The sequence below is a fragment of the Enterobacter cloacae complex sp. P16RS2 genome (assembly GCF_014982155.1).
Taxonomy (GTDB): Bacteria; Pseudomonadota; Gammaproteobacteria; order Enterobacterales; family Enterobacteriaceae; genus Enterobacter; species Enterobacter cloacae_M.
Map to the genome: position 1 here is coordinate 24,773 of NZ_JADCKW010000044.1, position 19,157 is coordinate 43,929.

General features: G+C 54.9%; 21 protein-coding genes. 18 read left to right on the forward strand and 3 right to left on the reverse strand.

All coding sequences use genetic code 11. The features are described from left to right. Positions 1–188 precede the first annotated feature (188 nt). Entirely contained in the window at positions 189–1,367 is a 1,179-nt protein-coding gene (locus INF68_RS21390; RefSeq protein ID WP_193525425.1) for an MFS transporter, read from the forward strand. A 42-nt stretch (positions 1,368–1,409) separates the two neighbouring features. On the opposite strand, the gene flk is transcribed toward INF68_RS21390, so the two are convergent. After that, a complete protein-coding gene (gene flk, locus INF68_RS21395) occupies positions 1,410–2,414 on the reverse strand; it encodes a flagella biosynthesis regulator Flk (RefSeq protein WP_193525426.1) in 1,005 nt (334 codons plus the stop codon). A 113-nt stretch (positions 2,415–2,527) separates the two neighbouring features. On the opposite strand from flk, the gene pdxB reads away from it, so the two are divergent. The 15 genes from pdxB (at position 2,528) to hisP (ending at position 16,607) form a co-directional block, all read left to right on the forward strand. Next, positions 2,528–3,664 (forward strand): 4-phosphoerythronate dehydrogenase PdxB, encoded by a 1,137-nt coding sequence (gene pdxB, locus INF68_RS21400; protein WP_193525427.1) that lies wholly within the window; start codon positions 2,528–2,530, stop codon positions 3,662–3,664. A gap of 67 nt (positions 3,665–3,731) precedes the next feature. Beyond that, entirely contained in the window at positions 3,732–4,745 is a 1,014-nt protein-coding gene (locus INF68_RS21405; RefSeq protein WP_032659209.1) for an aspartate-semialdehyde dehydrogenase, read from the forward strand. After that, a complete protein-coding gene (truA, locus tag INF68_RS21410) occupies positions 4,745–5,557 on the forward strand; it encodes a tRNA pseudouridine(38-40) synthase TruA (protein WP_193525428.1) in 813 nt (270 codons plus the stop codon). The genes INF68_RS21405 and truA overlap by 1 nt, the downstream gene beginning before the upstream one ends. A gap of 28 nt (positions 5,558–5,585) precedes the next feature. After that, the gene (locus INF68_RS21415) at positions 5,586–6,245 is read left to right on the forward strand and encodes a DedA family protein (protein WP_039263236.1); all 660 of its coding nucleotides are present in this window, start codon (positions 5,586–5,588) and stop codon (positions 6,243–6,245) included. A gap of 154 nt (positions 6,246–6,399) precedes the next feature. Beyond that, positions 6,400–7,305, forward strand: a complete 906-nt coding sequence (gene accD / locus INF68_RS21420; protein ID WP_023312564.1) for an acetyl-CoA carboxylase, carboxyltransferase subunit beta — start codon at positions 6,400–6,402, stop codon at positions 7,303–7,305. A 70-nt stretch (positions 7,306–7,375) separates the two neighbouring features. Then, entirely contained in the window at positions 7,376–8,644 is a 1,269-nt protein-coding gene (folC, locus tag INF68_RS21425; protein ID WP_193525429.1) for a bifunctional tetrahydrofolate synthase/dihydrofolate synthase, read from the forward strand. Then, entirely contained in the window at positions 8,634–9,326 is a 693-nt protein-coding gene (gene dedD, locus INF68_RS21430) for a cell division protein DedD (RefSeq protein ID WP_059446231.1), read from the forward strand. The genes folC and dedD overlap by 11 nt, the downstream gene beginning before the upstream one ends. Before the next feature lie 229 nt (positions 9,327–9,555). After that, positions 9,556–10,044 (forward strand): colicin V production protein, encoded by a 489-nt coding sequence (cvpA, locus tag INF68_RS21435; protein WP_000262116.1) that lies wholly within the window; start codon positions 9,556–9,558, stop codon positions 10,042–10,044. 33 nt (positions 10,045–10,077) lie between these two features. Then, complete coding sequence (gene purF / locus INF68_RS21440; protein ID WP_021241570.1) at positions 10,078–11,595, forward strand: amidophosphoribosyltransferase; 1,518 nt, start codon at positions 10,078–10,080, stop codon at positions 11,593–11,595. Positions 11,596–11,684: 89 nt separating this feature from the next. Then, positions 11,685–12,254 carry a UbiX family flavin prenyltransferase gene (locus INF68_RS21445; protein ID WP_047346638.1) on the forward strand — a complete coding sequence of 190 codons (570 nt, stop codon included), beginning with the start codon at positions 11,685–11,687 and terminating at the stop codon, positions 12,252–12,254. 291 nt (positions 12,255–12,545) lie between these two features. Next, the gene (gene argT, locus INF68_RS21450) at positions 12,546–13,328 is read left to right on the forward strand and encodes a lysine/arginine/ornithine ABC transporter substrate-binding protein ArgT (RefSeq protein ID WP_008502593.1); all 783 of its coding nucleotides are present in this window, start codon (positions 12,546–12,548) and stop codon (positions 13,326–13,328) included. Positions 13,329–13,554: 226 nt separating this feature from the next. Next, complete coding sequence (gene hisJ, locus INF68_RS21455; RefSeq protein WP_109846070.1) at positions 13,555–14,337, forward strand: histidine ABC transporter substrate-binding protein HisJ; 783 nt, start codon at positions 13,555–13,557, stop codon at positions 14,335–14,337. A gap of 88 nt (positions 14,338–14,425) precedes the next feature. Beyond that, positions 14,426–15,112, forward strand: coding sequence for a histidine ABC transporter permease HisQ (locus tag INF68_RS21460; protein WP_014832782.1), 687 nt, complete (start codon positions 14,426–14,428; stop codon positions 15,110–15,112). Beyond that, positions 15,109–15,825, forward strand: a complete 717-nt coding sequence (locus INF68_RS21465; RefSeq protein WP_014071132.1) for an ABC transporter permease — start codon at positions 15,109–15,111, stop codon at positions 15,823–15,825. The genes INF68_RS21460 and INF68_RS21465 overlap by 4 nt, the downstream gene beginning before the upstream one ends. An 8-nt stretch (positions 15,826–15,833) precedes the next feature. Then, entirely contained in the window at positions 15,834–16,607 is a 774-nt protein-coding gene (hisP, locus tag INF68_RS21470; protein WP_045354320.1) for a histidine ABC transporter ATP-binding protein HisP, read from the forward strand. A gap of 110 nt (positions 16,608–16,717) precedes the next feature. Here the strand turns inward: hisP and INF68_RS21475 are convergent, their stop codons facing one another. Together INF68_RS21475 and INF68_RS21480 are read right to left on the reverse strand one after the other, a co-directional pair. Next, entirely contained in the window at positions 16,718–17,227 is a 510-nt protein-coding gene (locus INF68_RS21475) for a GNAT family N-acetyltransferase (RefSeq protein ID WP_193525430.1), read from the reverse strand. A gap of 83 nt (positions 17,228–17,310) precedes the next feature. Then, a complete protein-coding gene (locus INF68_RS21480) occupies positions 17,311–17,571 on the reverse strand; it encodes a helix-turn-helix transcriptional regulator (protein ID WP_047363525.1) in 261 nt (86 codons plus the stop codon). A gap of 122 nt (positions 17,572–17,693) precedes the next feature. Between INF68_RS21480 and INF68_RS21485 the strand changes: the two genes are divergently transcribed. Both INF68_RS21485 and INF68_RS21490 read left to right on the forward strand, forming a co-directional pair. Beyond that, positions 17,694–17,939: a helix-turn-helix transcriptional regulator gene (locus INF68_RS21485; RefSeq protein ID WP_193525431.1), complete on the forward strand. Its 246-nt coding sequence runs from the start codon at positions 17,694–17,696 to the stop codon at positions 17,937–17,939. Between the two features lie 30 nt (positions 17,940–17,969). Beyond that, the coding region (locus tag INF68_RS21490; RefSeq protein WP_216786943.1) for a hypothetical protein at positions 17,970–19,157 on the forward strand (1,188 nt) is incomplete at its 3' end.

Here is a 19,157-nt window from a genome sequence, read left to right on the forward strand (position 1 = left end):
AGGGAGCCATAAGGCTCCCTTTTTTTATGCATTGACAAGCGGCTGATCTCACAGGCAAACTTCACCACTCAACATTATCCTCACGATAATGCGTAAGCGTTTAACGTCAACCAACGCACCTTAATCCTGATTATCAGGTAGAGGGGGCGTGGCATTTCCCCGCCTTACTCTTCATTTCGGAGTAAAGCATGACTGCAGTAACTCAAACAGAAACAACCCCTTCAGCGAACGTCTCGCTGTTCCGTATCGCTTTTGCGGTATTTCTGACCTATATGACCGTTGGCCTGCCGCTGCCGGTGATCCCGCTGTTCGTTCATCAGGAACTGGGCTATGGCAACACCATGGTCGGCATCGCCGTGGGCATTCAGTTTTTAGCCACGGTATTAACCCGCGGTTACGCCGGACGGCTGGCGGATCAGCACGGTGCAAAACGCTCGGCGTTACAGGGGATGTTTGCCTGTGGGCTCGCGGGCGGCGCATGGCTGCTGGCTGCTCTCCTGCCGGTAGATGCCGCGTATAAGTTTGCGCTGCTGGTGCTGGGCCGTTTAATCCTTGGCTTTGGTGAAAGCCAGCTGCTGACCGGCACCCTGACCTGGGGAATGGGGCTGGTGGGGCCCGCACGCTCCGGCAAGGTGATGTCCTGGAACGGTATGGCCATCTATGGCGCGCTGGCCGCAGGCGCACCGCTTGGGTTGCTGATCAATAGCCAGTTTGGGTTTGCGGTGCTGGCTGCCACCACGATGGCTTTACCCCTGCTGGCGTGGGCGTTTAACGGTTCGGTGCGTAAGGTGCCCGCGCACAAAGGCGAGCGACCTTCCCTGTGGAGCGTGGTCGGCCAGATCTGGCAGCCGGGTCTTGGCCTGGCGCTGCAGGGCGTGGGTTTTGCGGTGATTGGTACCTTCGTCTCGCTCTATTTTATGAGCCGCGGCTGGGCGATGGCCGGTTTTACGCTCACCGCGTTTGGCGGCGCGTTTGTGCTAATGCGCGTCTTCTTCGGCTGGATGCCGGATCGCTTCGGCGGCGTGAAGGTGGCGGTGGCGTCGCTGGTCATTGAAACCATCGGTCTTCTGCTGTTGTGGAATGCACCCGTGGCATCCGTGGCGCTTCTGGGGGCGGCGCTGACTGGCTGCGGCTGTTCTCTGATCTTCCCGGCGCTGGGCGTTGAAGTGGTGAAGCGCGTGGCCCCTCAGGTGCGCGGGACGGCGCTGGGCGGCTATGCGGCGTTTCAGGATATCTCATACGGCGTTACCGGGCCGCTGGCCGGGCTGTTAGCGACCTCGTTTGGCTATCCGTCCGTCTTCCTGGCCGGTGCGGTTTCCGCGGTGGTGGGGATCGTGGTGACACTGGTGGCGTTTCGCAGGACTTGAGCCGCTGTAGGCCCGGTAAGCGCAGCGCCACCGGGCAAATCCTCAGGCAACCAGCCAGAAAATCGCCAGCGCAATCAGTAGTGCAATAAACATCAGTCCCGGACGCGCAGAGAGCGTTCTGAAGGACTCCACGACCGGCGCAAACAGCGGGCTGTAGATCGGCTGAATGTTTCTCACCTCGGGCACGCCGCCTTCGCGCTCGGCGCGGCGAACGAAGATTTGATTGAGCAGATCCTGCACCTGCGCGGTGGTCAGTACCGTTTGCGGCGTGGCCTGCCAGTTTTGCTGGGCGTAATCACGAATGACTTCAAACTCGTGCGGCTCAAGCGGCTGCTTCAGTGCCGCCTGGACGGTATGCAGGGTAGGGGCATTCTGGGTGCTGAGCGTCTGGCGCGCCTGAAGCCAGGTCACCAGATGGGTAAACTGTCTGGCCGGGATTAACTCACCCGCCTTCACGCCGGACAGCTCCAGCATGGATTGCCAGATAAGCTTCGTCGGTTCGCCGGTGGCCGCAGCCAGCTTCGTCACCATCTGCTTGAGCGTGTTGTGCTCGGCTGGCAGCAGCGGACGCTCGGTTGCCTGGCGCACCTGAGGCTGCGGAATAGACAGCTCGTTGTTCTGCAGCAGGGTCAGCACGGTTTTGAGCTGGTCGGGCGTCAGCTGGCCCAGCGCGGTCTGACCATACTGCTGGCGAATAAAATCGCTCACCGCCTGGCGGTTATTTCCCTGGCCCAGCAGCTCCGTCAGCTGAGCAACAATCTGGCGGGTGGTGTGGTTCTGCTGCGCGGTCGTAATACGCTGGTTCAGATTTTGTTCGGCCGCCGGGAAATGGCGCGACTGCAGCGGTGCGTCGTTCCTCACGCCTAAATCATGCTTTACCCCGGCCCAGACTTCCGCGTTTTGCTGCGAAGTCAGCGCAATCAGGCGCGTGATCAGTCGCTCCAGCACGGTGCGCTGTTGCGTGGATAGCGGTTGTTCACCGGCAACGTTTGGCGTGACCGGGCCTTCACCCGGAGGGCGTGGCGGCGTACCTGAAATGGGCTGCATCGTCAAAAATCCTTAAAGTCAAAACTCAGCGTAAACCAGGCATACATATATGCCTGGCGGCCAGATTATGGCACACTTGGCAGGTTTTCTTCCTCTCAAACAGGTACTCAGACGTGAAAATCCTCGTTGATGAAAATATGCCTTACGCCCGTGAGCTGTTTAGCCGCCTGGGTAACGTTAAGGCTGTCCCTGGTCGCCCGATCCCGGTCAACGAACTGGATGACGCAGACGCGCTGATGGTGCGCTCGGTGACTAAAGTAAATGAGGCGTTGCTCGCCGGTAAAGCGATTAAGTTTGTCGGAACCGCAACGGCAGGGACCGATCATGTGGATGATAAATGGCTGAAGCAGGCCGGAATCGGTTTTTCCGCCGCGCCGGGCTGTAACGCCATCGCCGTTGTGGAATACGTCTTCTCCTCCCTGCTGATGCTGGCCGAGCGCGACGGGTTTGCGCTTAAGGACCGCACCGTGGGGATTGTCGGGGTGGGTAACGTCGGCGGGCGCCTGCAAAAGCGCCTTGAAGCGTTAGGGATCCGCACGCTGCTGTGCGATCCGCCGCGTAAAGACAACGGCGATGACGGGGATTTCCGCTCGCTGGATGAGCTGGTTGAACAGTGTGACGTGCTGACTTTCCACACGCCGCTGTTTAAAGAGGGGCCGTATAAGTCGCTGCATCTTGCTGACGAGGCGCTGATCCGTCGTCTGAAGGCTGGCACTATTCTGATAAATGCCTGTCGTGGTCCGGTCGTCGATAACGCCGCGCTGCTGACATGCCTGAACGAAGGTCAAGACCTCAGCGTGGTGCTGGACGTCTGGGAGCCGGAGCCGGATCTCAGCGTTGAGCTGCTTAACAAGGTGGATGTGGGCACGGCGCACATCGCCGGTTATACCCTGGAAGGCAAAGCACGCGGTACCACGCAGGTCTTCGAAGCCTACAGCGCCTTTATTGGCCATCCGCAGCAGGTAGCGCTGGATACCTTACTCCCCGCGCCTGAATTTGGCCGCATTACCCTGCACGGCCCGCTCGATCAGGCAACGCTGAAAAGGCTGGTGCATTTGGTGTATGATGTGCGCCGCGATGATGCGCTGCTGCGTAAAGTGGCGGGGATCCCGGGTGAGTTTGATAAGCTGCGCAAGAACTACGTAGAGCGCCGCGAGTGGTCTTCCCTGTATGTAATATGCGACGACGCGTCGGCGGCGACGCTGCTGCATAAGCTGGGATTTAACGCCGTTCATCACCCGGCGCATTAATGTCTTCTTAATGCTCCCTGTCGGATACTCCGACAGGGACGCTTTTTTATTTCTGGAGTAAACCACCATGTCTGAAGGCTGGAACATTGCCATTTTAGGTGCCACGGGTGCCGTGGGCGAAGCCCTGCTCGAAACCCTTGCTGAGCGTCAGTTCCCGGTGGGCGATATCTATGCGCTGGCCCGTACCGACAGCGCAGGTGAGCATCTGCGTTTTAACGGTAAATCCGTCATGGTCCAGGACGCGGCCGCGTTCGACTGGACGCAGGCGCAGCTGGCGTTTTTCGCCGCGGGCGCTGAAGCGACGGCTGCGTACGTTGAAGAGGCGACTAACGCAGGCTGCCTGGTGATCGACCTGAGCGGTCTGTTCTCAATGGAGCCGGATGTGCCGCTGGTGGTGCCGGACGTGAACCCGTTTGTGCTGGCTGACTACCGCAACCGTAACGTTATTGCGGTTCCGAACAGCCTAACCAGCCAGCTGCTGACCGCCCTGAAACCGCTGATCGACGACGGCGGCCTGTCGCGCATTTCCGTCACCAGCCTGCTGTCCGCGTCCGCGAACGGCAAAAAGGCCGTTGACGCGCTGGCCGGGCAGAGCGCGAAGCTGCTGAACGGTATCCCGATTGACGAAGATGATTTCTTTGGCCGCCAGCTGGCGTTCAACATGCTGCCGCTGCTGCCGGACCGCGAGGGCTCCGTGCGCGAAGAGCGTCGTATCGTCGATGAAGTGCGCAAAATTCTGCAGGACGATGGCCTGATGATCTCCGCGAACGTCGTGCAGTCCCCGGTCTTCTACGGCCATGCGCAGATGGTCGGCTTTGAAGCCCTCCGTCCGCTGGCGGCAGAAGAGGCGCGCGACGCGTTTGGCCGCGGTGAAGACATCGTGCTCTCTGAAGAGAGCGAGTTCCCGACCCAGGTTGGCGATGCCACCGGTAGCGCGCATCTTTCCGTTGGCTGCGTGCGTAACGATTACGGCATGCCGGAGCAGGTTCAGTTCTGGTCCGTTGCTGATAACGTTCGCTTCGGCGGCGCGCTGATGGCGGTCAAAATCGCTGAAAAACTGGTGCAGGAGTACCTGTACTGATGTCAGACGTGGAACAAAAGTCGGTCCATAGAATTGCCCTCGGAATTGAGTACGATGGCAGTAAATATTATGGCTGGCAGCGTCAGAACGAGGTGCGCAGCGTCCAGGAGAAGCTGGAGAAAGCGCTCTCTCAGGTGGCAAACGAGCCGATTAACGTCCTGTGCGCGGGCCGTACGGACGCGGGTGTTCACGGTACGGGGCAGGTGGTTCACTTTGAAACCACCGCCGTGCGTAAGGATGCCGCCTGGACGCTGGGTGTAAATGCGAATTTGCCTGGTGACATTGCGGTGCGTTGGGTAAAAGCTGTGCCGGATGATTTTCATGCGCGCTTTAGCGCCACGGCGCGTCGCTACCGTTATGTCATCTACAACCAGCGCCTGCGTCCTGCAGTGTTAAGCCAGGGCGTCACGCATTTTTATGAACCGCTTGATGCAGAACGTATGCATCGCGCGGCGCAGTGTTTGATTGGTGAAAATGACTTTACGTCGTTTCGTGCGGTGCAGTGTCAGTCCCGCACGCCGTGGCGAAACGTCATGCACATAAACGTCAGCCGTTTTGGCGCATATGTGGTGGTGGATATCAAAGCCAATGCCTTTGTACATCATATGGTTCGGAATATTGTAGGCAGCCTGATGGAAGTGGGTGCCGGACACCAGCCGGAGAGCTGGATTGCAGACCTGCTGGCAGCGAAGGACAGAACGCTTGCGGCAGCCACGGCGAAAGCGGAAGGATTGTATCTGGTCTCAGTAGACTATCCGGATCGATTTGACCTGCCGAAACCGCCAATGGGCCCGCTATTTTTAGCGGACTAAACAAAGGTGCAATTAGGGCTTAGACAATATGGACGTAATACGTTTTCTGATTGATTTCATTCTGCATATTGATGTTCACCTGGCAGAGCTGGTCGCGCAGTATGGCGTCTGGGTTTACGCCATTCTGTTCCTCATTCTGTTTTGTGAAACCGGTCTGGTCGTTACCCCATTCCTGCCAGGGGATTCACTGCTGTTCGTGGCTGGGGCGCTATCGGCGTTACCCACTAACGATCTGAACGTGCATCTTATGGTTGTGCTGATGGTGATTGCCGCCATTGTCGGTGATGCGGTCAACTATACGATTGGACGGGTGTTCGGTGAGCGGCTTTTCAGCAATCCTGATTCGAAAATTTTCCGTCGCAGCTATTTAGATAAAACCCATGCGTTTTATGAACGCCATGGCGGCAAAACCATTATCCTTGCGCGCTTTGTGCCTATTGTGCGCACATTTGCACCGTTTGTGGCGGGAATGGGGCATATGTCCTATCGTCATTTTGCGGCATACAACGTGGTTGGCGCGCTGCTGTGGGTACTGCTGTTTACCTACGCAGGCTATCTGTTTGGCGATCTCCCGGTGGTGCAGGAAAACCTTAAGTTACTGATTGTAGCGATTATTGTGCTTTCCGTACTGCCGGGCGTTATCGAAATCATTCGTCACAAACGTGCGGCGGCAAAACAAGCGAAGTAAATGCACGCTGGCGGTTCGACCACTTTTTTATCCAAAGTTTCGGGCTGTTATGTTTTAATGTGCAACATTCATGGTCTGTTGGAGGCAAAAATGGCATTATTCGCCTCTTATAGCAAAACTGGCATACGACCAGGTTCAGGCAGAAAGGTTATCAATGAGCTGGATTGAACGAATTAAAAGCAACATTACCCCAACGCGCAAAGCGAGCATTCCTGAAGGGGTATGGACGAAGTGTGATAGCTGCGGTCAGGTTCTGTACCGCGCAGAGCTGGAGCGCAACCTTGAGGTGTGTCCGAAGTGTGACCACCATATGCGTATGTCGGCGCGCAACCGCCTGCATAGCCTGCTGGACGAAGGCTCTCTGGTAGAGCTGGGTAGCGAACTTGAGCCAAAAGATGTGCTGAAGTTCCGCGATTCCAAAAAATATAAAGATCGTCTGGCCTCTGCACAGAAAGAGACCGGCGAGAAAGATGCGCTGGTCGTTATGAAAGGCACCCTGCATGGGATGCCGGCTGTTGCCGCTGCGTTTGAGTTCTCCTTCATGGGCGGCTCGATGGGCTCCGTGGTCGGTGCGCGCTTCGTGCGTGCCGTTGAGCAGGCGCTGGAAGACAACTGTCCGCTGATCTGCTTCTCTGCCTCCGGCGGTGCGCGTATGCAGGAAGCTCTGATGTCGCTGATGCAGATGGCGAAAACCTCTGCTGCGCTGGCGAAGATGCAGGAGCGCGGTCTGCCGTACATCTCCGTGCTGACCGACCCAACCATGGGCGGCGTCTCCGCGAGCTTCGCGATGCTGGGCGATCTGAACATCGCTGAGCCAAAAGCGCTGATCGGCTTTGCCGGTCCTCGCGTTATCGAGCAAACCGTTCGTGAAAAACTGCCGCCGGGCTTCCAGCGCAGTGAGTTCCTCATTGAGAAAGGCGCTATCGATATGATCGTCCGCCGTCCGGAAATGCGCCTGAAGCTGGCGAGCATCCTGGCGAAGCTGATGAATCTGCCAGCGCCGAACCCGGATGAGCCGCGCGAAGGCGTGGTGGTACCGGATCAGGAACCCGAGGCCTGATAACTGAAAAGGGCAGGGCCGGTTGGCGCTGCCCTTTTGCTTTCTAATCTGTTAATGACAACCGGGCATTATGGAAAATAAAAGCATTCCCCAAGCCACGTCGCCCCTGGCCGCGTGGCTTTCTTATCTGGAAAACCTGCACAGTAAAACCATCGATATGGGGCTTGAGCGCGTAAGCCAGGTCGCCGCGCGTCTTGATGTGCTCAAACCGGCACCTTTCGTGTTCACCGTCGCGGGTACCAACGGTAAAGGCACGACCTGCCGCACGCTGGAATCTGTCCTGATGGCCGCGGGTTACAAAGTTGGCGTGTACAGCTCTCCACACCTGGTCCGCTACACCGAGCGCGTTCGCGTGCAGAACAGCGAGCTGCCGGAATCGGCGCATACGGCGTCGTTCGCGGAAATTGAAGCCGCACGCGGTGAGATCTCATTAACCTATTTTGAATACGGCACCCTATCGGCGCTGTGGCTGTTCAAACAGGCGCAGCTGGATGTCGTGATCCTTGAGGTCGGCCTCGGCGGACGTCTTGATGCGACCAATATGGTGGATGCGGACGTGGCGGTGGTCACCAGCATCGCGCTGGACCATATCGACTGGCTGGGACCGGATCGTGAAAGCATTGGCCGCGAGAAGGCAGGTATTTTCCGGGCGAATAAACCCGCCGTGGTCGGCGAGCCGGACATGCCGTACACCATTGCTGACGTGGCAAACGAGAAGGGCGCGCGTCTGCTGCGCCGCGGTGTTGACTGGCAGTATGAGGTTCAGGATAACGGCTGGCGCTTCAGCGATGGGCAGGGCGCGCTGGACAACCTGCCGCTGCCGCAGGTGCCGCAGCCGAACGCGGCAACCGCGCTGGCGGCACTGCGCGCCAGCGGCCTCGTGGTCAGCGAGCGGGCGATCCGCGACGGTATTCAGAGCGCAATTCTGCCCGGGCGTTTCCAGATTGTCAGCGAGTCACCGCGCCTGATTCTGGACGTGGCGCATAACCCGCATGCGGCGGCGTATCTCGCGGGACGTCTCAAATCGTTACCAAAAACCGGGCGCGTGCTGGCGGTTATCGGTATGCTTCATGATAAAGATATCGGCGGGACGCTGGCCTGCATGGAGAGTATGGTCGATAGCTGGTATTGTGCTCCTCTGGAGGGGCCGCGCGGCGCGACGGCTGAGCAGCTGATGGAACATCTCGGCAAAGGCGCAATCTATAGTAGCGTGGCTCAGGCCTGGCATGCCGCGATGGCGGATGCTAAACCAGAAGATACCGTGCTGGTGTGTGGTTCATTCCACACGGTGGCACATGTCATGGAAGTGATGGACGCGGGGAGAACCGGTGGCGAGTAAGTTTCAGAACCGTTTAACAGGAACCATTGTGCTGGTCGCGCTCGGGGTGATTATTCTCCCGGGTCTGCTCGACGGGCAGAAAAAGCATTATCAGGATGAGTTTGCCGCTATTCCGCTGGTGCCGAAGCCGGGTGACCGCGATGAGCCGGATATGCTGCCCGCGGCGACGCAGGCGCTGCCTGCCCAGCCGCCGGAAGGGGCGGCGGAAGAGGTGCGGGCAGGCGATGCCGCCGCACCGTCGCTCGATCCGTCTCGCCTGGCGGCAGCGAGCAGCAGCGATATCGATCCGGTGCCGGTAGAGCAGCCTAAACCTGTTGAAAAACCGAAGCCGGTTGAGAAGCCGCAGCCGCAGTCGAAACCGCAGCGGGATAAAGCCGCAGAGCAGCTGGCTGCCGCGTCAGAAACCCCGCCGCCGGCAAAACAAGACGCGGCGCCGACCGGAAAAGCTTACGTTGTGCAGCTCGGCGCGCTGAAAAACGCCGATAAGGTCAACGAGGTCGTGAGCAAACTGCGCAGTGCGGGATATCGTGTTTACACTTCACCTTCCACGCCGGTGCAGGGTAAAATTACCCGCATTCTCGTGGGGCCAGAAGCGTCCAAAGATAAGCTTAAAGGTTCGCTCGGTGAGCTGAAGCAGATCTCCGGCCTGAGCGGTGTGGTGATGGGCTACAGCGCGAACTGATAAGATCTACCCCTCCCCGGAGTGGTTTGCTCTCTCTCCCTAGAGTGAGAGGGCTGGGGTGAGGGGGAATGGCAGACGTCCAAAGAGACGTAATGAGCCAACGGCGTTGAACATTTTTTCAGCGCCTTTTTTATTTACGCGCGGGAAGGAAATCCCTACGCAAACGTTTTCTTTTTCTGTTAGAATTCGCCCCGAACTGGATGACAGGGCGTTAAATCGTGGGACACATATGGTCTGGATTGATTACGCCATCATTGCGGTGATTGGTTTTTCCTGTCTGGTTAGCCTGATCCGTGGCTTTGTTCGTGAAGCGTTATCGCTGGTAACCTGGGGTTGTGCTTTCTTTGTTGCCAGTCATTACTACACTTACCTGTCTGTCTGGTTCACGGGCTTTGAAGATGAACTGGTCCGAAACGGAATTGCCATCGCGGTGCTGTTTATCGCAACGCTGATTGTCGGCGCTATCGTGAATTACGTGATAGGTCAGCTGGTCGAGAAAACCGGTCTGTCAGGAACGGACAGGGTGCTCGGGATCTGTTTCGGGGCGTTACGAGGCGTGCTGATTGTGGCCGCGATCCTGTTCTTCCTGGATACCTTCACCGGGTTCTCCAAAAGCGAAGACTGGCAGAAATCGCAGCTCATTCCAGAATTCAGCTTCATCATCAGATGGTTCTTTGACTATCTGCAAAGCTCGTCGAGTTTTTTGCCCAGGGCATAAACCCTGAGATGTGGCTTAACGAGGAAAAGACGAATGTGCGGTATTGTCGGTATCGCCGGTTTCATGCCGGTAAACCAGTCGATTTATGACGCGTTAACGGTGCTTCAGCACCGTGGGCAGGATGCTGCGGGTATCATCACCATTGATGCAAACAACTGCTTCCGTTTACGCAAGGCCAATGGTCTGGTAAACGATGTGTTTGAAGCCCGCCATATGCAGCGTCTGCAAGGTAATATGGGGATCGGTCACGTTCGTTATCCTACTGCTGGCAGTTCCAGCGCCTCCGAGGCACAGCCTTTCTACGTCAACTCACCGTATGGCATCACCCTTGCTCATAACGGCAACCTGACCAACGCGCATGAGCTGCGTAAAAAGCTGTTCGAAGAGAAACGTCGCCACATTAACACCACCTCTGATTCTGAAATCCTGCTCAATGTGTTCGCCAGCGAGCTGGATAACTTCCGTCATTACCCGCTGGAAGCAGACAACATCTTTGCTGCGATTGCCGCGACCAACCGCCAGATCCGCGGCGCGTACGCCTGCGTGGCGATGATCATTGGTCACGGCATGGTTGCCTTCCGCGATCCAAACGGCATTCGTCCCCTGGTGCTCGGCAAGCGCGACCTTGGCGATGGCCGTACCGAATATATGGTTGCCTCTGAGAGCGTGGCGCTGGATACCCTGGGCTTTGAGTTCCTGCGTGACGTTGCGCCGGGCGAAGCGGTCTATATCACCGAGAAGGGCCAGCTGTTTACCCGCCAGTGTGCCGATAACCCGGTCAGCAACCCGTGCCTGTTTGAATACGTTTACTTCGCCCGCCCGGATTCCTTCATCGATAAGATTTCCGTCTACAGCGCGCGCGTGAACATGGGTACCAAGCTGGGCGAGAAGATTGCCCGCGAGTGGGACGATCTCGACATCGACGTGGTTATTCCTATCCCGGAAACCTCCTGCGATATCGCGCTGGAGATCGCCCGCATTCTGGACAAGCCATACCGTCAGGGCTTCGTGAAGAACCGCTACGTTGGCCGCACCTTTATCATGCCGGGCCAGCACCTGCGCCGTAAGTCAGTGCGCCGCAAGCTGAACGCCAACCGCGCGGAATTCCGCGACAAGAACGTTCTGCTGGTGGATGACTCCATCGTTCGCGGCACCACCTCTGAGCAGATTATCGAGATGGCGCGCGAAGCGGGTGCGAAGAAAGTCTACCTGGCCTCTGCCGCGCCGGAGATTCGCTTCCCGAACGTGTACGGCATCGATATGCCAACCGCCAACGAGCTGATCGCTCACGGGCGTGAAGTGGATGAAATTCGCCAGATCATCGGTGCCGACGGCCTGATTTTCCAGGATCTGAACGATCTCATCGACGCGGTGCGTGCCGAGAACCCGGAAATCCAGCAGTTTGAATGTTCCGTGTTCAACGGTATTTACGTGACCAAAGACGTTGACCAGCAGTATCTCGACTATCTTGATTCGCTGCGCAACGACGATGCGAAAGCCGTTCAGCTGCAGAACGATCTCGAAAGCTTAGAGATGCACAACGAAGGTTGATGCTCCGGCAAGTGAGGGCTTATGCCCTCACTTGCAACTCCCCGCAAAATCCTGCACAGTCTGCCCTGAAATCAGTAAGGGCGAAAATCATGAAACGACTCATTGTTGGGCTCAGCGGCGCCAGCGGCGCGATCTACGGCGTACGTCTGTTACAGGTTCTGCGTAACGTGGCGGAAGTCGAGACCCATCTGGTGATGAGCCAGGCGGCGCGGCAGACCCTCTCTCTGGAAACCGATCTCTCCCTGCGCGATGTTCAGGCACTGGCGGACGTGGTTCACGATGCCCGTGATATCGCCGCCAGCATCTCCTCAGGCTCGTTTAAAACGGCCGGCATGGTTATCCTGCCCTGTTCAATTAAAACGCTCTCCGGCATTGTGAACAGCTATACCGACACCCTGGTGACGCGCGCGGCGGATGTGGTGCTGAAGGAGCGTCGTCCTCTTGTGCTCTGCGTGCGGGAAACGCCGCTGCATCTCGGTCATCTGCGTTTAATGACCCAGGCCGCCGAACTTGGGGCCGTCATCATGCCGCCGGTACCGGCGTTTTATCATCGCCCGACCTCGCTGGATGACGTGATTAATCAGACCGTTAACCGCGTGCTGGATCAGTTTGACATCGACCTGCCCGAAGATCTCTTCACCCGCTGGCAAGGGGCCTGATTCTGTGCACAAACAGAGTGCATGAAAAGAGACGTTGCCCTGTTTCAGGGCAATTATGCAACGGCGATCATATCCTCGACATTTAATTCGTTTTTTCCCTTTTTCTCTTTCCGGTTCGTTCGGCAGACCTGCTATCTTTCACCATTAAGGCAATATCGCAACGTTTTATTAACATATTTAACGTCGAAGTTTTGACCAGACGGCAATGTGGCATAAGACCTGCAAGATGAAGCCTGCAACACAACACACAACACAATACATAATAAAATCACGGTACTTGAGGGTAAATGTATGAAGAAGACGGTTCTGGCTCTGTCTTTGCTCGTGGGGTTAAGTGCGGCGGCAGGTAGCTACGCAGCGCTTCCACAGACGGTTCGTATCGGTACAGACGCAACCTACGCGCCATTCTCTTCCAAGGATGCGAAAGGCGATTTCGTGGGGTTTGATATCGATCTGGGAAATGAAATGTGCAAACGCATTGCGGTGAAATGCACATGGGTGGGCAGCGACTTTGACGCGTTAATCCCGTCGCTGAAAGCCAAGAAAATCGACGCCATTATCTCTTCTCTCTCCATCACCGAAAAACGCCAGCAGGAGATTGCCTTCTCTGACAAGCTCTACGCCGCGGATTCTCGCCTGATTGCGCCGAAAGGCTCCCCGATTAAGCCAACCATCGATTCGCTGAAGGGCAAACACGTCGGCGTACTTCAGGGATCGACGCAGGAAGGTTATGCCAATGCTAACTGGCGCGAGAAGGGCGTAGACGTGGTGGCTTACCAGAACCAGGATCTGATTTACTCTGACCTGGCCGCAGGCCGTCTGGATGCCGCATTCCAGGATGAAGTCGCCGCGAGCGAAGGCTTCCTGAAACAGCCTGCGGGTAAAGATTATGCGTTTGCGGGCCCGTCGGTAAAAGACAAAAAATACTTTGGTGACGGCACAGGTATTGGCCTGCGCAAGGATGATACCGAGCTGAAAGCCGCCTTCGACAAAGCCTTTGCAGAGCTGCGTAAAGACGGGACTTACGACAAACTGGCGAAGAAATACTTCGACTTCAACGTATACGGTGAATAATACCTGGCGCTAACGCACCGCAAAGGTGCGTTGCGGGAGCGGTTGATCCAATGCGGTGCATTTGTTGCACCGTATTGGATCGCTTTGTGCATACTTACGCATTTATAATGCAAAAATTCCCGCCTGAAGGGCATTAGTCTTTGCCTGACAGAGGGGATTGATGGCACATTAGCACCACCCCGTCGTCGTAAAAATCCCGTATGAAGACAGTTTGTTGAGGACAAATATGAAAAAACTCGTGTTGTCACTATCTCTGGTGCTGGCCTTTTCCAGTGCCACCGCGGCATTCGCAGCCATTCCGCAGAAAATTCGGATTGGTACCGATCCAACCTATGCGCCTTTCGAATCGAAGAATTCAAAGGGTGAACTGGTCGGTTTTGACATCGATCTGGCCAATGAGCTGTGCAAACGCATCAAAGCACAGTGTACCTACGTTGAGAACCCGCTGGATGCGCTGATCCCGTCCCTGAAAGCGAAAAAAATCGACGTAATCATGTCCTCGCTCTCCATCACCGAAAAACGCCAGCAGGAGATTGCCTTCACCGACAAACTCTACGCGGCCGATTCTCGTCTGGTGGTGGCTAAAGATTCTGACATTCAGCCAACGCTGGAGTCGCTGAAAGGCAAACGCGTCGGCGTGCTGCAGGGCACCACGCAGGAAACCTACGGCAACGAACACTGGGCGCCGAAGGGGATTGAAATCGTCTCCTATCAGGGCCAGGAAAATATCTACGCTGACCTGACGGCAGGCCGAATTGATGCGGCATTCCAGGATGAAGTCGCGGCGAGCGAAGGCTTCCTGAAAACGCCGGTGGGTAAAGATTACAAGTTTGGCGGCCCGTCTATTAAGGACGTGAAGTTGTTTGGTGTGGGCACCGGTATGGGCCTGCGCAAAGAAGACAACGAGCTGCGTGAGGCGCTGAACAAAGCGTTCGCTGAAATGCGCGCTGACGGCACCTACGACAAGCTGGCGAAAAAGTACTTTGATTTTAATGTTTACGGCGGCTAATCGCCCCGTCATATAACGTGCAGCCCCTCCCGCTACGGGAGGGGAAAAGACACGGTTCCACCACTCACGATACGACAGGGCTTGCGGTATGCTGTACGGATTTTCTGGCGTTATTTTACAGGGCGCGCTTGTCACCCTTGAGCTGGCTATCAGCTCCGTGGTGCTGGCGGTGCTGATAGGTCTGGCAGGCGCAGGGGCGAAGCTTTCGGCTAACAAACCGCTGGCGCTCATATTTGAAGGCTACACCACGCTTATTCGCGGCGTTCCCGATCTGGTGCTGATGCTGCTTATCTTTTACGGTCTGCAGATTGCGCTGAACAGCGTAACGGATGCGATGGGCATGGGACAAATTGATATCGACCCGATGGTGGCCGGTATTATTACCCTCGGTTTTATCTACGGTGCCTACTTCACCGAAACCTTCCGTGGTGCCTACATGGCCGTGCCGAAAGGCCACATTGAGGCGGCAACCGCATTTGGTTTTACCTCTTCACAAACGTTTCGTCGGATTATGTTCCCGGCCATGATGCGTTATGCGCTCCCGGGCATCGGCAACAACTGGCAGGTTATCCTCAAAGCGACAGCGCTGGTCTCGCTGCTCGGTCTGGAAGACGTCGTAAAAGCGACTCAGCTGGCGGGCAAGAGCACCTGGGAGCCGTTCTACTTTGCGGTGGTCTGCGGCGTGATTTATCTGGTCTTTACGACCGTCTCCAATGGTGTGCTGCTTCTGCTCGAGCGTCGCTACTCCGTGGGTGTGAAGAGGGCTGACCTGTGATTGAGATTATTCAGGAATACTGGAAATCGCTGCTGTGGACGGACGGCTACCGCTTTACCGGCGTGGCGATTACGCTCTGGCTGCTGATCTCCTCCGTGGTGATGGGCGGCGTTCTGGCGGTGTTTCTTGCCATCGGCCGCGTATCGAACAATAAATTTATCCAGTTCCCGATCTGGCTGTTTACCTACGTGTTTCGCGGTACGCCGCTGTACGTGCAGCTGCTGGTGTTCTATTCGGGGATGTACACGCTTGAGATCGTAAAAGGCACTGAGATGCTGAATGCGTTCTTCCGCAGCGGCCTGAACTGTACGGTGCTGGCATTGACGCTCAACACCTGCGCCTACACCACCGAGATTTTCGCCGGGGCAATTCGCTCTGTCCCTTACGGTGAGATTGAAGCGGCGCGCGCGTACGGCTTTTCCTCGGTGAAACTTTATCGCTGCATTATTCTGCCGTCGGCCCTGCGTATCGCGTTACCGGCGTACAGTAACGAAGTGATTTTGATGCTGCACTCCACCGCGCTCGCCTTTACCGCGACGGTGCCGGATCTGCTCAAAATCGCGCGCGATATTAACTCCGCGACCTATCAGCCGTTTACCGCGTTTGGCATTGCGGCGGTGCTTTATTTAATTATCTCTTATGTTCTGATTAGCCTGTTCCGTAAGGCTGAAAAACGCTGGTTGCAGCATATAAAACCTTCTTCGACGCACTGAGAAAGATGATGGCTGAGAACAAATTAAACGTTATTGATTTGCACAAACGCTACGGCGAACATGAAGTGCTGAAAGGGGTGTCGCTGCAGGCGAATGCGGGCGACGTGATCAGTATCATCGGCTCATCCGGCTCGGGTAAAAGTACCTTCCTGCGCTGCATTAACTTCCTCGAAAAGCCGAGCGAAGGCTCGATTGTGGTGAGCGGGCAGAATATTAACCTGGTCCGTGACAAAGACGGCCAGCTGAAGGTCGCGGATAAAAACCAGCTGCGACTGCTGCGTACGCGCCTGACGATGGTGTTCCAGCACTTCAACCTCTGGAGCCACATGACGGTGCTGGAGAACGTGATGGAAGCGCCGATCCAGGTGCTGGGTCTGAGCAAGCAGGAAGCCCGCGAGCGTGCGGTGAAATACCTGGCGAAAGTGGGTATCGATGAGCGCCAGCAGATGAAATACCCGGTGCATCTCTCCGGCGGTCAGCAGCAGCGTGTCTCTATCGCGCGCGCGCTGGCGATGGAGCCCGAAGTGCTGCTGTTTGACGAACCGACTTCCGCGCTGGACCCTGAACTCGTCGGCGAAGTGCTGCGCATCATGCAGAAGCTGGCTGAAGAGGGCAAAACGATGGTGGTGGTGACGCACGAGATGGGCTTCGCCCGTAACGTCTCGAACCACGTTATCTTCCTGCATCAGGGGAAAATTGAAGAGCAGGGCCACCCGGACGAGGTGCTGGCGAACCCGCAAAGCCCGCGCCTGCAGCAGTTCCTCAAAGGATCTCTGAAGTAAAGAGGGCATCAGCCCGCAGTGCAGCCCAATCGCCCGGTGGCGCTTCGCTTACCGAGCCTGCGGGCTGGATGTTCTCCCTCTCCCTGTGGGAGAGGGTCGGGGTGAGGGTATCAGACCGCACCGCACTCCAGTCGATACACCCAGTCGTCATAGCGCACGCCGTCAATTTCATACGCCTTTTCCAGCACCTGCGTACGCACAAACCCTGCTTTCTCCAGCACGCGCACCGAACCGCCGTTGTCCGCCAGGACGTACGCGTTAATCGCCTTTACGCCGGTCTGGTTGAACGCATAATCACACACCGCGCGCAGCGCCTCGCTGGCAATCCCTTTTCCCTGCGCGGCAGGCACAACCGTATAGCCGATATCCGCCTCTTCACGATTCTCTGCGCTGATTTGCAGGCCGATATCGCCCAGCGGCGTATCATCATCCCGGGCGCGAATGACAAACACATGAGCAGCAGCGAGTCGCGCGGCAAACACGCGTCGGGTCTCTTTTTCCGGGGCGATGGCGGCCATATAGCGCATGATGCGGCGATCTTCACGTAGCGAGCGGAAGAAGGCCCAGTCAGCGGGTTCAAAAGGGGTGAGGTGAAGCCGGGGTGTGGTGATGGTTGCCATTGTTACGCCATTCCGATGGATCAGGCTTATTACCTTAACACCGGAATGGAACTGGCGAACAGAATGGATTTTTGTGATGGGGGCTAGCGTTTGGTTCTCATGAGCTTCGAACGATCGACATAATTGCCATATTGATCGTAATAGCGACTGGGCCAGATAGATGCCGCATCTCTTTCTAGTGCCTCCGCGATGATCTGTTCCCCCTTGGGCCATGGCCTGGAGAGCGCGTTTGCAAGCGTAGAAGAACTTAAACCCGCCTGGCGTGAAAGCGCTGCAAGTGACAGCTTACGCTTATGGAGCATGGCGATAATATCCGCTGGGTGCATATCCTGATCTCTGTTCATACATTTTCCTTTATATATGATTTTGTTCAAATTGTAGATACGAATACTAAGTAATACTTAGTGCATTTTCAATAACGTGATACCAGAATCATGACTCTACTTCCAGATTTTGAAGAGTCATCATGCTTCCCCATCGACTAAAAGCGGCTCGACTGAAGGCCGGACTATCACAGCAAAAACTTGGGATCCTCGCGGGGATTGATGAAGCGACGGCAAGCGCACGTATGAACCAGTATGAGAAGGGGATCCACACGCCTGACTTTGCGCTGGCATGCAAGTTGGCGGAAGTATTGAATATCCCGGCTTGTTATTTTTATACGGTAGAGGATGATTTGGCTGAATATATTTATGGTTATTATCTTAAATAATGTTGATCATTATACGAAAAAGGCATTTGAATGAGAATAGAGCAAAGATTGAGGAAATTGGCTGACGAAAATCCTAATTATTCGTTATTATGGGCCCAGTGGGAATTTGATAAAAAATTATTATCTAGAGCTTTGAATACAATCTCAAGAGATTTCCCCCATTATAGTCTCCATGACTCCTCGCACTCGTCAACAATAATCACGCAAATTGAAAAAATCATTTCACCTAATATTGATGACTTATCGGCCACTGATTGTTGGCTATTACTAGAGTCTTGTTATTGGCATGATGCAGGAATGGTTATAACAAATGAGGAGAAAAAAAATTTATTAAGTGATCAGGGTTTTTTATTTTATCTTCAAGAACTATCCTGCCAAAATAGTGAATTGTCTTGCCACGCGAAAGAAATTTTAGAAAGCAAAGATGAAAATGACATTGAGAAAGCTTTAAATATATCAAATTCACTAACATTTATTATTGCTGATTATTTTAGAACTTTACATGCCAATAGATCCGGAGTTTTTGTCAATGAGCCTACAAGAATAAATGTATTTTCACCTCGGACTTCTTTGATTCCACAAAGATTATTTAATTTTGTAGCTCAAATTGTGCAATGCCATGGTAAAGATTATTCAGCTATTCTGGATCTTGCAAAATATAATGATGGTATGGATGCGGAGGATTATGCTCATCCGCGATATATTGCTGCTCTTTTGAGAATAGGTGATTTACTGGATATTGATGATGGAAGATTTTGTCCGACCCTACTTGCCAATATAGGTGATAGGCCTATTTCTTCTTATCATCATCATGAGAAACATGCATCAATTAAACATTTGCTAATTAATAGTGAAGTCATTGAAATTAAGGCAGAGTGCGAACATTACGGTGCTTATCATGTTCAGCAAGGTTGGTTTAATTATATACAAAATGAATTTGATTATCAAAAACGAATATGGAATGAAATTGTCCCTAAAAGTGAGTATCGAGCGCTCCCAACAATTGGAGTGCTTGAATGTAGTATAAAAGGTTATATTGCAATTGATGGTAAAATCCCTAAAATAACGTTGGATCCAAAAAGAGTCTATGATTATATAACAGGCTCACAAATTTATAGTGAAAAGTATCCCTTTGTAAGAGAGTTGTTACAAAATTCAATTGATGCGACGTATTATAAAATTTGGGATGATTTATTTTCAACAGACATGTTATTAAAT

Excerpts from the sequence above, each read along its gene's own strand:
- INF68_RS21390 (WP_193525425.1), top strand. The coding sequence starts at position 189 with ATGACTGCAGTAACTCAAACAGAAACAACCCCTTCAGCGAACGTCTCG.
- flk (WP_193525426.1), bottom strand. The coding sequence starts at position 2,414 with ATGCAGCCCATTTCAGGTACGCCGCCACGCCCTCCGGGTGAAGGCCCG.
- INF68_RS21405 (WP_032659209.1), top strand. The coding sequence starts at position 3,732 with ATGTCTGAAGGCTGGAACATTGCCATTTTAGGTGCCACGGGTGCCGTG.
- truA (WP_193525428.1), top strand. The coding sequence starts at position 4,745 with ATGTCAGACGTGGAACAAAAGTCGGTCCATAGAATTGCCCTCGGAATT.
- INF68_RS21415 (WP_039263236.1), top strand. The coding sequence starts at position 5,586 with ATGGACGTAATACGTTTTCTGATTGATTTCATTCTGCATATTGATGTT.
- accD (WP_023312564.1), top strand. The coding sequence starts at position 6,400 with ATGAGCTGGATTGAACGAATTAAAAGCAACATTACCCCAACGCGCAAA.
- folC (WP_193525429.1), top strand. The coding sequence starts at position 7,376 with ATGGAAAATAAAAGCATTCCCCAAGCCACGTCGCCCCTGGCCGCGTGG.
- cvpA (WP_000262116.1), top strand. The coding sequence starts at position 9,556 with ATGGTCTGGATTGATTACGCCATCATTGCGGTGATTGGTTTTTCCTGT.
- purF (WP_021241570.1), top strand. The coding sequence starts at position 10,078 with ATGTGCGGTATTGTCGGTATCGCCGGTTTCATGCCGGTAAACCAGTCG.
- INF68_RS21445 (WP_047346638.1), top strand. The coding sequence starts at position 11,685 with ATGAAACGACTCATTGTTGGGCTCAGCGGCGCCAGCGGCGCGATCTAC.
- argT (WP_008502593.1), top strand. The coding sequence starts at position 12,546 with ATGAAGAAGACGGTTCTGGCTCTGTCTTTGCTCGTGGGGTTAAGTGCG.
- hisJ (WP_109846070.1), top strand. The coding sequence starts at position 13,555 with ATGAAAAAACTCGTGTTGTCACTATCTCTGGTGCTGGCCTTTTCCAGT.
- INF68_RS21460 (WP_014832782.1), top strand. The coding sequence starts at position 14,426 with ATGCTGTACGGATTTTCTGGCGTTATTTTACAGGGCGCGCTTGTCACC.
- hisP (WP_045354320.1), top strand. The coding sequence starts at position 15,834 with ATGGCTGAGAACAAATTAAACGTTATTGATTTGCACAAACGCTACGGC.
- INF68_RS21475 (WP_193525430.1), bottom strand. The coding sequence starts at position 17,227 with ATGGCAACCATCACCACACCCCGGCTTCACCTCACCCCTTTTGAACCC.
- INF68_RS21480 (WP_047363525.1), bottom strand. The coding sequence starts at position 17,571 with ATGAACAGAGATCAGGATATGCACCCAGCGGATATTATCGCCATGCTC.
- INF68_RS21485 (WP_193525431.1), top strand. The coding sequence starts at position 17,694 with ATGCTTCCCCATCGACTAAAAGCGGCTCGACTGAAGGCCGGACTATCA.